This is a genomic window from Flavobacterium sp. CLA17, assembly GCF_013112255.2.
GTDB classification, from domain to species: Bacteria; Bacteroidota; Bacteroidia; order Flavobacteriales; family Flavobacteriaceae; genus Flavobacterium; species Flavobacterium circumlabens.
In genome coordinates, this window is record NZ_CP068294.1 from 1053518 (window position 1) to 1067833 (window position 14316).

General features: G+C 35.8%; 8 protein-coding genes. 7 read left to right on the forward strand and 1 reads right to left on the reverse strand.

The genetic code is table 11. The annotated features are described in order from the left end of the window. Positions 1-42 precede the first annotated feature (42 nt). Complete coding sequence (locus HAV12_RS04610) at positions 43-3243, forward strand: SusC/RagA family TonB-linked outer membrane protein (protein WP_171568677.1); 3201 nt, start codon at positions 43-45, stop codon at positions 3241-3243. 12 nt (positions 3244-3255) lie between these two features. Then, positions 3256-4710 carry a SusD/RagB family nutrient-binding outer membrane lipoprotein gene (locus HAV12_RS04615; RefSeq protein ID WP_171568678.1) on the forward strand — a complete coding sequence of 485 codons (1455 nt, stop codon included), beginning with the start codon at positions 3256-3258 and terminating at the stop codon, positions 4708-4710. 185 nt (positions 4711-4895) lie between these two features. Here the strand turns inward: HAV12_RS04615 and HAV12_RS04620 are convergent, their stop codons facing one another. Continuing rightward, on the reverse strand, positions 4896-5798 hold the full coding sequence (locus tag HAV12_RS04620) for a DUF6607 family protein (protein ID WP_171568679.1): 903 nt from the start codon (positions 5796-5798) through the stop codon (positions 4896-4898). Between the two features lie 107 nt (positions 5799-5905). Between HAV12_RS04620 and HAV12_RS04625 the strand changes: the two genes are divergently transcribed. The 5 genes from HAV12_RS04625 (at position 5906) to HAV12_RS04645 (ending at position 13971) form a co-directional block, all read left to right on the forward strand. After that, positions 5906-8017 carry a TonB-dependent siderophore receptor gene (locus HAV12_RS04625; protein ID WP_171568680.1) on the forward strand — a complete coding sequence of 704 codons (2112 nt, stop codon included), beginning with the start codon at positions 5906-5908 and terminating at the stop codon, positions 8015-8017. 17 nt (positions 8018-8034) lie between these two features. Further along, positions 8035-9123, forward strand: a complete 1089-nt coding sequence (locus HAV12_RS04630; protein ID WP_171568681.1) for an HmuY family protein — start codon at positions 8035-8037, stop codon at positions 9121-9123. A gap of 268 nt (positions 9124-9391) precedes the next feature. Then, complete coding sequence (locus HAV12_RS04635; RefSeq protein ID WP_171568682.1) at positions 9392-10873, forward strand: SGNH/GDSL hydrolase family protein; 1482 nt, start codon at positions 9392-9394, stop codon at positions 10871-10873. Further along, positions 10866-12287, forward strand: a complete 1422-nt coding sequence (locus HAV12_RS04640; protein WP_171568683.1) for a GDSL-type esterase/lipase family protein — start codon at positions 10866-10868, stop codon at positions 12285-12287. The genes HAV12_RS04635 and HAV12_RS04640 overlap by 8 nt, the downstream gene beginning before the upstream one ends. Position 12288: 1 nt before the next feature. Next, entirely contained in the window at positions 12289-13971 is a 1683-nt protein-coding gene (locus HAV12_RS04645) for an MBOAT family protein (RefSeq protein WP_171568684.1), read from the forward strand. Positions 13972-14316 lie beyond the last annotated feature (345 nt).

Sequence of the window (14316 nt, forward strand, 5' to 3'; positions counted from 1 at the left end):
TTAATTTAATAAGTTCGTCCCATAATTTTAAAATTAAGAATCATGAAACAAAAATTAAAAGGATTAATGTCGCTGTTTTTCGCGCTTGTTTTGCAATTAAGTTTTGCACAAGAAAAAACAGTAACAGGAAAAGTTTCTGACAATGCAGGAATGCCTTTGCCCGGCGTTAGTGTTTTAGTTAAGGGAACGAAATCAGGAACTCAAACTGATTTTGACGGAAAATATACTATTCGTGTAGCATCGAATCAGCTATTGGTCTTCAGCTATATCGGAATGAAAACTCAGGAAGTACCAGCAAGTACATCTATAATTAATGTTAAATTGATTGACAATGCACAAGAACTGGAAGGTGTTGTGGTAACGACTGCATTAGGAATTAAAAGAGATCGAAAATCTCTTGGCTATGCGACTCAGGAGGTTAATGGGGAAGATTTGACTAAAGTGAATACCGGAAACGTTTCCAATTCAATTGCAGGTAAAGTTGCCGGTATTGAAATTAAAAGAAGTGGTAACATCGGGGGATCAACAAACGTGGTCATACGTGGTTCTAAATCAATTACCGGAAACAATCAGGCTCTTTGGGTAGTTGATGGTATCCCGTTAAATAATGACAATTCAAACTCGGCAGAACAAAAAATGGGACGTTCCGGTTTTGATTATGGAAATGCTGCATCAGACATTAACCCGGATGACATTGAAACAATCAATGTATTAAAAGGCGCAGCAGCATCTGCTTTGTACGGTTCAAGAGCAGGGAATGGTGTAATTATCGTCACCACCAAAAAAGGAAAAAAAGGAAAAGGCCTTGGGATTTCTTTTAGTTCAGGTATCTCAACGGGTACTGCCGACAAAAAAACGCTTCCTCAGTATCAAAAACAATATGGAGGCGGGGACAGTTCTGTATTCAGTTCAAAAGTAGATTTGGGAGAAGGGTCATTTCCAACAATAGTAGCAGAAGATGCTTCGTGGGGTCCGGCATTCAATTCATCTCAGAGAGTCTATAACTGGAATTCCTATTATCCGGAATTACCCACTTATGGGAAAACCTCACAGTGGGTAGCAGCTAAAAATGATCCGCTCTTTTTTTTTAAACACTCTACTACTTACACAAACAATATTGCGATAAGTAATGGAAATGAAAATGGCACTTTTAGATTTGGTTACACTAACTTTGATCAAACCGGAATCCTGCCTAATAGCTCCATAAAGAAAAACAATTTTAATTTTTCCGGCAGCTATAAAGTAAGCAGCAAAACAGAGATCGCTGCCACTGCAAATTATATTGCTTCTGGTGGAACCGGGTTAAACGATACCGGATATTCAGATAATATCATGGGTAGCTTTAGACAATGGTGGCATACTGATGTAGATCTTAAAGAGCAGGAACGTGCCTATCGATCAACAGGTAAAAACATTACCTGGAATCCCAAATCTACTAAGGATACAAAACCGCTCTATTGGGATAACCCTTATTTTGCCCGTTATGAAAATTACAACAATTTTAGCAGGGATCGTTTCTTTGGTAATTTTACGATTAACACTGAAATTACAAACTGGTTTTCTGTAACAGGAAGAGGAGCAGTAGATACCTATGCAGAAACTCAGGAAGAAAGAGTAGCGGTAGGATCGGGCGCTAACAGTAATATTTCCAGCTACTCGAGATATGACAAGAGATTCAGAGAAATTAATCTTGACTTATTGCTGAACTTTAAGGCTAAAATTGCAGAAGAATTTAACTTTAGAGGTTTACTTGGAGCATTAAGCCGAAGAAGCAGAATGAGTTCTATTCGTGCGTCAACTAATGGAGGTTTGTTAATTCCAAAAATGTATGCGCTTTCTAATTCCTTTAGCGGGATCGAAAATCCAAGGGAATTTTTAGATGAACGTGGAGTGAATAGTGCTTATGCGAGTGCATCTTTCGACTATAAAGACACTTTTTTCATTGAAGGAACTTTCAGAATTGACGAATCATCTACGTTGCCAGTGAAAGATTCTAAGTACAGTTATCCCTCCGTTACCGGAACGTATATTTTTAGTAAGCATTTAAATTTACCCTGGCTGGAATTCGGTAAACTACGAGTTAATTTTGCCCAAACCGGAAATGATGCCGAGGTACATGTAATTAGTCCGGTGTATACTAAAGGAACTAACTTTAATGAAACTATTCCTTTATTCTCTAATGAAAATATTCGTAAAAATCCCAACTTAAAGTCTGAAACTATTGATGGTCAGGAGGCCGGAATTGAGTTGCAATTCTTCAAACGAAGAATTGGTCTTGAAGCTTCTTTTTACAAGAGTACTACAAAGGATTTGATTATGGATATCACTACAGGTTCCGAAACGGGATACAGTGGCACAACAACCAATGCCGGAAAACTTACGAATAAAGGTGTAGAATTGACGCTTACTTTAGTTCCTGTAAAAACACAAGACTTCTCCTGGACTTCCAAAATCAACTGGAATAAAAACGAGAGTAAAGTGGTATCGTTAGCCGATGGCCTTCAACAAGTGGTTATAGGCACATTTAATCAGGCAACCAGCTTAAATGCTATTCCGGGTCAGCCACTTGGTGTAATCAAAGGGTCTGGGTACAGGTATTTAAATGGAGAAAGAGTGGTATTGCCAAATGGAAACTATGATAGAGTGAGTAACGTTGCTATTGGAAATATAACTCCGGACTGGACAGGTGGTATCAATAATATTTTTAATTACAAAAAATTAACTTTCAGCTTCCTTATTGATATTAAAAAAGGAGGAGACGTCTTCTCACTAGATCAGGCATATGGACAAGCCAGTGGCCTTTATCAAAATACCGTTGGAACAAATGATTTAGGGAATCCAATTCGTAATCAGCTTAATGATGCAAGGCCAGGCGGACAAATCTTGCAGGGGGTTCAGGCTGATGGTACTCCTAATAATGTGAGAGCAGCGGTTACCACTGATAAAGGGGAATCAAACTTAGGGTATAAATCTTTTCCAAATCAGGCATTTGTGTATGATGCTTCCTATGTCAAATTAAGAGAGGTTTCTATTGCCTATCAATTACCAGCAAAGCTTTTAGAGGGCACATTTATGAACAATGTAACTTTTGCAGCAAATGGAAGCAATTTATGGATTATTCATAAAAACGTACCATACGCAGACCCTGAGTCAGGTTTCAGTTCCGGAAACTTCCAGGGATTCCAAACAGGTGTTATGCCTTCAGTAAGAGAAATTAGCTTTAGTGTAAAAGTTCAATTCTAAAAAATCAAAAAAATGAAAAAATTAAAATACTCTATATTTTTTGCAATCCTGGCAGTAAGTTTAAATTCCTGTGATAATCTCGAGGGTTTAAACGAGGATACTAAAGCATATGTTACACCTGTTCCGGAAGCGCTTATGACTTCTGCACAGGAGCAATATGCTATTTTTTTAAACAATGCATCTGCCAATAGAAATAATTTCAGGCTGTATGCACAGCAATGGACAGCGATTGCTTATCCTGATGAAGGCAGGTATGAGATGGCGGCCCGCTCGCTGGGAAATGCAAACTGGCAATTGCTTTACAGGGATGTGCTGAAAGACTTAATCGATGCTCAGAATAAAATTGCAGATACACCTGCAGCAGGCACTGAGGCTATTGCTGTAAAACAAAATAAAATTGCAATTCTTGAAATTCAGATTGTTCAGGCATTTCAGACTCTGGTGGATCTTTACGGTAATGTACCTTATTTTGAGGCAATAAAACCCGATAACTGGCTGCCAAAATATGATGATGGACTTACCATTTACAAAGATTTGGCAACCCGTTTACCTAATGCAATAGGCAAATTGAACACCGCTTACAAGAGTTTTGACAATGCAGATTTAATTTATAAGGGAGATGTTGCGAAGTGGAAGAAATATGGAAATTCTATTCAAATTAAATTGGGTATGCAATTGTCGGATGTAGATGCAGCTCTTGCTAAAACTTTGGTGGAAACTGCTTACAACTCCGGAGCAATGACCGGCAATGCTGATAATGCTATTTTTCAATATACGTCTGCTAAACCACACTTCAATCCAAACTATGAAGATTTCAAAAGTAGAGAAGATTTTGCTATATCTGGTTTATTCGCAGATGCTTTAAATATACTTAATGATCCAAGAAGAGATTTTTATTTCGATCCTGCTTCTAAAAAAGGAGGAATGTATGTTGGTGCGCCTTATGGTTTGAAAGCTGATATTGCCACTGTTTCTTTATTCAATACAGCCTTAAAAGAAATCAACTTCAAAGGAGATCTATTTGATTATGCAGAAACCTCTTTTTTATTAGCAGATGCTGCTAACAGAGGATGGGCTGTTGGTTCTACAGCCACGCATTATAATAATGGTATTACTGCAAGCATGAAATATTGGGGTGTCACAGATGCAAACGTTGCAGCTTATCTTGCACAACCTAATGTCGCTTTCGCTACTGCAATAGGAAGTAATGCTAAAGAAAGAATCGCATATCAAATGTGGATTGCATATTACAACAGAGGATTTGAAGCCTGGACAGCATACAGAAGACTTGATTTTCCAAAACTTCAGGCACCATCTACTGCTGTAGATGCTGCTGAGAAAAAAGTCCCTGTGAGAATGGTTTATTCCCACCTGGCTTCCTCTACAAACGGAGTGAATTATACTGCTGCTTCAGCTGCAATTGGAGGCGATAAAATGACAACCAAATTATTTTGGGATAAGTATTAGAATCAAAATAGATTCTAATCATACAATAAACCCTTTATTCATTTTTAACTATTTTGAATTAGTAAGCTTTTAGTATAATTGAAAAAGGGGAAACCGTTTAAATTAATTTTTAAACGGTTTTTTTGGTTATAAAAAAAGCCGATAGTCCTAAAACTATCAGCTTTTTACAACTAACACAAATATTTTTATTTTACGAACTTGTCTATTATAGCATCACTTTCTGCTTTTGTAGCGTTTGGTTTTAAATCAAACAATAAAGAGTAAAGGGCTTTTCTGTCCACTTTTGCTTCTAAGTTTAAGTCTTTATGTCTGTCAAAAAGAGTCTGCCATTTATCACGAACATTTTTCCACAAGGCATTATTTTCTTTCCACCATTTCTGACCGGCAATACATTTGCTATCCGGAACTTTTGTGTAAACGTCAAATCCTTTTTCCTCTGCTAACAACACGTCTTTCCCGCTGTCATCTCTGATTAGTTTAGCATTATCCTGTTCATGGTTCCATCCTGTAGCGGTGATTTCGTGAATGTTTCTTCTTTTTAAAACATTATAATCATTGCGTTTGGTCTGCTCTCTTCTGGGAAGCGGAGCATCAGCCACATTTGACCAGTAGTTTTCTCCGTCCACGTGAACCCACGTTGAAGATCCTTCATATCTTGGACTATCGTCTACCTGAAATACTTTTTGAGTCCATTGTCCTTTTACGGCTTTTGGATCCAGCTTTTTATATTTCCAGGAATTGTTTTTATCAAATGAATACAGCTCTGTATTTTCATACAGCCAGTCTTGTCTCCAGTGTTTGATAATCATATCATCACTTACAATTAATAAGTGCTGCATCACGATTTTGTTTGGAGTGTCTTCTAAAAGTTCAACCCATTCTAAAGCAGATTCATGTTTAGTCTGAGAAGGTTTGTAAGTTGCTGAATCTTTAGCATATTGGAATGTTTCTGCAAAATTAAACTTCACTTCATAACAACCACACATCGATTTGATTGATTTAATGTCTTGTTGTTTTTTGTCCTGACTGAAACCAAGGCTGCAAGTCAAAGCCATAAAGGCTGAAAAATAGAGGCTTTTTGTAATCATAACTTATTATTTTGGTTTTAAAATTTTTGGCAAATATATGTTTTTTTATTTAGAATAAATAAAAATAGTTTCTATATTTGCGTCATTATTAAGACTCAATAAAAATAATGAAAATAAAAATTACTCTTTTTGCAGTTGTTCTTTTTTGTAAAATCTCTTTTGCTCAGGAAAAGGATACTACGGCTGTAAACAAACTTTCCGAGGTGGTGGTTACCGGGCAGTTTGAGCCCCAGTCAATAAAAAAATCAGTTTTTAATGTTCGCGTAATTTCAAGTCAGGATATACAAAATTTAGCCGCAAATAATTTAGCTGACGTTTTAAATCAGTATTTAAACATTACAGTACGACCAAGTAGTACAAGTGGAAGATCAACTGTTTCCTTATTTGGTTTAGACGCACAGTATTTTAAAATTTTGGTTGACAATGTTCCTTTGGTTAATGAAGCAGGTTTGGGAAATAACACCGATTTATCTCAGATTAATCTTAATGATGTAGATCATATTGAAATTGTCGAGGGCTCAATGGGAGTTACCTATGGCGGGAATGCAGTTAGTGGTGTTTTAAATATTATTACAAAAAAAGCATCACTATATAAATGGGGGATCAATGCTGCGGTTCAGGAAGAAACAGTTAGCGACGAGTATTCACTATTTAAGGAAGGGAGACATATTCAGTCTTTAAGGGTTACTCATAATTTTGATAAAAACTGGTTTGTTTCATTAGGCGCAAATCGTAATGACTTTCAAGGCTACCTGAGTGATAAAAATGGAATTGATTATAATGAAAATGATGGTTCACGAGGGTATCGATGGTTGCCAAAAGATCAGTTAAATGGTACAGCATTAATAGCTTACAACAAAGATAATTTTCGTTTTTTCTATAAGTTTGAATATCTGGATGAAAATGTAGACTATTATAATAGTACCGTGCAGTCAGGTTTTAGTCCTGTTAAGGGATCTTACAGGTATGCTGATGATAAAAGATATTTAACAAACAGGTACTTCCATAATTTAAATGCAACAGGTAAAATATTTTCTCAGCTCACTTATAATGTTTCTCTTTCGCATCAAAAACAAAAACGTGATGTTGAGGATTTTAGATATCTTTTGGCAACTAAGGATGAAGCAAATAATGTCAAGGTAAAAGACCAGTCGATGGAGGTTCTCTATTCTACAGGAACAGTAAGTAATTTTTTTACAGACAAGAAAGTTGATTTACAATTGGGATACGAATTCGTAAACAATCGGGGGTATTCACTGGTTCAGGAGGCCAGCAATATTTTTGTGCCAGTTCGAAAAACGATTGAGAATTATGATTTTTTTGCTTCTTCGGAAATTATGGCAACTCAAAGATTTTCGATTAGGCCGGGAATAAGATTTTCAGCCCAGTCAAAGTTTCAAAATCAATATGCCTCTTCAGTAGGCTTGAGATATTTATTTGATAAAGGAGTTGAGGTTCGTGGTTCCTATGGAAACGGATTCCGTACCCCAACGTTTGAAGAGTTATATTCCAAACTAATATTTGATGGACATTTCTTTATAGGGAACGAAAATCTTATCCCCGAAACCAGTACTTCTTATGAAACCAGTTTTAAAAAGACAACTGTGTTTTCTTCAGGATTACAAATGTCAAATACGCTGTCGGGAAGCTATTTAGATGTAAATGACCGAATAGATATGGCATTGACAGGATTTAATACGGATACGGGTAATCCGGAATATCAATATATCAATATAAGTAAATATAAAGTCTGGAATTTTTCAACAACCAATCAATTTCGAAAAGATAATCTGGGATTTAATTTTGGAGCAGCAATAATTGGTATCTCACAAAAAATAGAGAATAAGATGTTTACATCAGATGATAAATTTCTTTATTCTTTTAATCTAAATGCAAGTTTTTCTTATTTCCTTCCACAATGGAAAACTACATTTTCCGGATATTATAAATATAATGGAAAAACACAACGCTTTATAGAGGGGTCTTCTTCATTCATCTTATCAGATGTTGACCAAAGTAACTGGCTTGATATGTCAGCCCGCAAAAACTTCCTTAAAGAAAAATTTGAAGTTACCATTGGAGCCCGAAATCTTTTTGATATCACCAATGTAAATCAGACAAATACAAATCAAACGGCCGGACATGCAGCTCCGGGAGAAGTAATGCTGGCGTACGGCCGGTCGTATTTTTTAAAATTAGCATATAACCTTAATCTTTAATATAAAACAGAAATACAATGAAAAAACTATTATTTTTATCAATAGCCTTAGTATCACTAGTGGCATGCTCAAGTGACGACGACAATACACCTGCTCCCGAAGGACCTTCAGTCGGAGCAACTTTACAACCTTCCGTTGGAGGCCCAAATCAGCCCAATCAGATTTATGTTGACTTAAGTACTGCGCAATCTAAGTCTGTAAACAGAACGGCCTGGGATTTCGGTTTTGCTTCAGGGTCAGAGTTTAGAGTGATTTTAAACGGATCTCTTAAAATGGCTGCGAAAAAATTAGCAACTTCAGATATTACCTTACCTCAAACAAGCGATCCGGCTGTTTTGGCTATTGGAGGTGAAAATCTTGCATCAAACGGATATGTTGATAATCCAACAGGAATTTTAGCCGGTGCAGGAGCCGGAATTGGAACTGCAATTGCTGAGATTTCAGCGACTGATGCAGATAACAAAGTTTATCTGGTAAACCTTGGATTAGCTGTTGGAACTACAAAACCAGGTCTTGGTTCGGTGAGTGTTGATGGTGAAGCCAGAGGCTGGAAAAAAGTTAGAATTTTAAGAAGTGGAAATGGATATAAAATTCAATACGCAGATTTAGCTTCAGCAACTTTTACAGAGAAAATCATTACTAAAGATGCCGCTTTCAACTTTTCATTCTTTAGCGTAGCTTCTGGAAACACTGTTTCTGTTGAGCCTGAAAAAGAAAAATGGGATCTGAATTTTACTACGTTTACAAATTACCTGAACATGGGGAATGGTGAGGTTACTTACGGTTATGCCGATTTCATTACCACAAATTTAAAAGGAGGAACGCAGGTTTACCAGGTTTTAGTTGCTGCAGGAGGATCTTATGCCGATTTTACAAAAGCAAAAGTTGTTGAAGATAATTTTAAAACTTCTCTTGCGGATCAAAGAGTAATTGGAGCCAGCTGGAGAAATGGCGGAAGTGATACAACTTTGCCAAGTATCAGAACAGATCGTTTTTACGTGGTTAAAGATGGAGCCGGAAACTATTACAAAGTGAAATTTCTTTCTATGCTGAATGAAGCAGGGGAGAGAGGAAATGTAACGCTTGAATATGCAATACTAAAATAATTCACAGCGAAAATTAAAAACTATAAAGATTATTTTATTCTAAATAAATGCGAAAGCATAATTTCAATTAATCATTAGCTTTGTTTTTTTTATTTTTTTTGAGAGAGGCCAGATTTATCTGGTCTCTTTTTTTGTTTTATTTTAATCGTTAAAAAAAATTATAAATTAACGTTTAGTCCTATCTTTGCGGATGTTTTTTTATAGGAATTAGAAGGAATTTAAAAACCGGGGTTTGACAAAACCGCTCTTCAAAATTTATAAGTACTAAGTGAATACAAAATCTTATTTTTTTCAGTCTTTTGCAATTGTAGCATTAGCATTCATAGCTTTCATTGGATTTAAACAAATCTTACCGGATAAAATTTTTTCGGAAAGTAAGCTGGATTCCAAAAACATACTTATTGACAGTCTGCTCTTAGAGTCGGTTGCAAATGATTCGCTATCTCAAAAAGGAGACAGTATTTCTGAAGACGAAAAGAAAGAAGCAATGGAAAAAATTGTCTTTGATGCTTCTGAAGGAATCGAATTCCCGCCTGAAACTTTCGATAATTATAAAGGATATCAATACCTGATTTCTTTTTATGAGAAATTGTACCAGTTAGAGAAGAATCCGCAGTCTAAAGTTCGAATCGCCTACTATGGAGATTCTATGACCGATGGTGACTTAATCGTGCAGGACGTGCGAATGAATTATCAGCAACGGTTTGGAGGGAACGGAGTGGGTTTTGTTTCGATAATTTCTGAATCTTCCGCCTCAAGAGGTTCTGTGAAAACACTTTTTTCCAAAAACTGGAAAACACAATCCTATTTAAATGTAAAAAGACCAACAAGTCCTTTCGGAGTAAACGGACATGTGTTTTTTGCAAACGATAAAGCAAATACTACCTGGGTACAATACGAGGCAGGACTGACCAAATTTTCTACGACTTTAGATAATCCGACCTTGTTTTATGGGAAGTCCTCTAAAAAAGGAAATGTGAATTTTATTATCGGCAAAGACACCTTGCGAAAAAGCCTTTCTCCAAATAATTTGGTTAACACCTTAAAAGTGACTTCAGGAAGTATAAAATCATTCAAAGCAAATTTTATGCAGGCGGATTCTATTCCGATTTATGGTTTTAATTTTGATAATGGCAGCGGGGTTCACGTAGACAACTTTTCACAAAGAGGAAATTCAGGATTGCCCATTTCAATGTTTAATGCAGGCGTAATGCAGGCCTTTAATAACAATCTGAAATACGATCTGATCATCTTGCATTATGGAACAAATGTCTTAAATTACGGAACCAAAAATTATTCCTGGTATCAAAGAGGGATGAAAAAGACAGTAAATAAAATAAAAGAATCTTTTCCGGGCGTTTCTATCTTGATTGTTTCAACGGCTGATAAATCGACGAAGTATGATCTTGAAATGAAAACAGACTCGGCTGTAGTTCCTTTAATGAAAGCGCAAAAAAGATATGCACTCGATACAGAATCAGGTTTTGTGAACTTGTATACCTTAATGGGCGGCGACGGATCAATGGTAAAATGGGTTGATGAAGCTCCTTCCAGAGCCAATAAAGACTACACACACTTTAATCAGCGTGGAGCAAAGGCCATTGGGAATTTATTATACAGTCAGCTCAATAAAGGTTACGAAGAATATAAAGTACTGCGTGAAAAACGGGAAACAGGGGAGCGACCAAAACCCGTTAGAAAAACTAAAGCAGATTCCGTATCTGTGATAAAAGATAGTGTAAATGAATAAACTTATTATTTTCTTTTGCTGTCTTTTATGGTCGGCAACCAGTAAAGCGCAAAAGTCAGTCTCACTTCCAATACTTAAAAATATGATTGGTAAAATCGATACCGCTACGATTGAAACTTATACAGGGAATCACATTTATAATGCTGAGGTATTAGAAAGTGTTTTCGAAAAATTAAAAGAAAATGAGATTGGTAAAAACCAGAAAATAAATATTGTTCATATTGGGGATTCTCATATTCAGGGGGATTTAATGACCAATAAAATTAGAAAAATTTTACAGCAGCAGTTCGGAAATGCGGGTCGTGGTTTTGTTTTTCCGTATCAACTGGCAAAAACGAATGGCTCTTATAACGAACGATTTTATTCGAACAAAACCTGGGAAAGTTATCGAAATATACATCCGGTAAAAAACAAACCGGTTGGTTTAAGCGGCATTGGACTTTGGAGAGATAGTGGAGGTTTTGCAGTACAATTAAATATAAAAGATCCGGCTTATAAATTCAACTCGATTCATATTATTACGCCAAAAAATCAGAATATGTTCGATTTGGCTATTGCATCCAAAATCAATATTGTTCAGACTACAGAACCTAAAATAATAAAGCATAAAATTAAAAAAGGAGAAGCGATCTCTGTAATTGCAGATAAGTACAATGTTTCCGTTACTGAAATAAAAAGAATAAACGGTTTAAAGTCCAATAATATTCGTGCCGGAAGAACATTAAAAATTCCAAGTAAGGAAACAAGGTCAAAGAATATTAAAACGTCTGAATTTGTTCCGCTGGATCTTACAGCGGACTCTTTTTCACATTATTACAACTCAGAAAAAGCATTAGATAAAATTTACCTTATCCCTAATAAAAGCGCATCAGAATTTGAGCTCAGCGGATTGGTTCTCGAGAAAGATACTCCGGGTATAACCTACAGCGGAATCGGCGTAAATGGTGCTAAATTTTCAGACTATAATAAATATCCGTTATTTTTCGAACAATTAAAAGCTCTAAAACCTGATTTGTTGATTTTTTCGCTCGGAACAAATGAAAGTTACGACAACATGGAAGCTTCGGCATATATCAGAGAATTGCGGGAATTTATAAGTAATCTTAAGGAACAGAAAATTGACGTTCCCATTATTGTCATGACGCCGCCGCCTTCGCTGCACAGAGGAAGGAAACCAAATATTTACGTTAAAGAATATGCAGAACGTATTAATAACGTTGCAGGAAAAGATGATTTTGCAGTGTGGGATTTATATGATGAATTTGGGGGTTTAACCGGAGTGAGGGCATTAAGAGCAGAAGGATTAATTGGTCCGGACTTCGTTCATTATTCTAAAAAAGGATACGAAAAACAAGCAAAACTCTTTACAGACGCATTTTTAAGAGCATACGATAATTTTAAATTTAAAAAGTAAGTTGATAACAGGTAATAGCATAAATGATTGGTTTGTTCATCATTTTGGTGAAATAACAATCGAGCAGGTTAAAAGTTGGTTTATATATAATCCCGAAGAAAAGTTGTTATTCAATACAGGTTTGTTCCTTGGATTGTTTCTGGTTTTCTATTTTGTTTACGCGTTTTTGCGTAAAACATTCTATTTACGATTAACATACGTTATTCTGTTTTCACTTTTCTTTTATTATAAGTCAAGCGGAATTTACTTTTTGTTATTACTGCTTTCCTCTGTAGTCGATTATGGCCTTAGCCAGATTATTTACAGGGAAAAGAAAGACACTGTAAAGAAAATTTACCTTATCATAAGCGTTATTTTAAACTTGGGATTACTGGGTTATTTTAAGTACATGAATTTTATGATTGTTACGTACAATGATATGTTCAGTGGTCATTTCGAGCTTCATAATGTTTTCCTTCCGGTCGGAATTTCTTTTTACACGTTTCAGTCAATGAGTTATATCATCGAAATTTACCGTGAAGAAATCAAGCCGACAAAAAATTACATCGAATATTTATTCTTCGTTTCCTTCTTTCCACAATTAGTGGCGGGACCAATCGTACGAGCCAAAGATTTCCTTCCGCAGATTTATCAAAAGCTGAATCTTACGAAACAAGATGTAAATAATGCTTTGTTCCTTATTATTGGCGGATTAATCAAGAAAACCGTTATTTCAAATTATATCTCAGTAAACTTTGTAGATCGTGTTTTTGATACTCCGATGACTTATACGTCGTTCGAAAATTTAATGGCTTCTTACGGATATGCCATTCAGATTTACTGCGACTTTTCTGGATATTCAGATATGGCAATCGGAATCGCTTTATTATTAGGATTCAAATTGCCGGCCAACTTCAGGACTCCGTATAAATCAACTTCAATTACCGATTTTTGGAGAAGATGGCACATTTCGTTATCAACCTGGTTAAAGGATTTTCTGTATATTTCAATAGGAGGAAACCGCGAAGGGTCTTTTGCAGGTTATTTATTCCCGAGTTTATTTTTCTTCGGATTATTACTTTGGGGAATTACAAATATCAACGTTAGTGTAATTCCGTTAATTATTGCCGGCAGTTCCATCGTTGTTTTTGGTTTGACATTTTTACTTTCGAAAAAACGAAATCAGACCACCGTAACCAATTTCAACTTGTTTACGACAATGCTTTTAGGAGGATTGTGGCATGGCGCCGGAGCCCAGTTTATTATTTGGGGAGCTTTACACGGATTGGCATTGGCGGTTCACAAAATATTTTTAGAGTTTTTTCCATCCAAAAAAGAAGGCAAAACGTCTGTTTTATGGACTTTCTTCTCCATTGTGATTACATTTCATTTCGTAGTTTTCTGCTGGATCTTTTTCCGTGCAAGAGATTTCGATACAGCATTACAGGTCATCAATAATATTGGTCAGTTAACGTTCGAACCGGAACAATGGAAAGTAATAGTTCTCGGATATAAAAATGTGTTTTTATTGATGCTTTTCGGTTATGTTTGGCATTTCTTACCTGAAATATTCACCACAAAATTAAAATGGACTTTTGACAGAACTCCTTTATTGTTAAAAGCGATAATTTTAGGTTTCGTTTACTGGATTGTTTATGCAACAGCAGTTGCGGGATCTCAGCCTTTTATTTATTTTCAGTTCTAATAGAAAAAGGTTTAAAGGAACAAAGTTGCAAAGGTATTTTTCTCTGCGTCTTTGCGACTTTGCGTGCAAAAAAAGCAAAGTTACAAAGACGTAAAGGTTTTATACTCTTTGCGCTTTTTTTTGTTTCCCGCAGATTTAGCAGATTAGGCAGATTATTTTTTAAAGTAAGGATGGAAAAATCAGCTATATCTGCTAAATCTGCGAGAAAAAATAAACTTTGCGATCAAATAAAAAAACATAGCGAACTTTGTGTATAACTTCGCGCTCGTTGCGGTTAAATGCAACTAAATAAAAATTGCCTGAAATATCTAATTAGATTATCTTTGCACTTCAAATAAAGAAAAT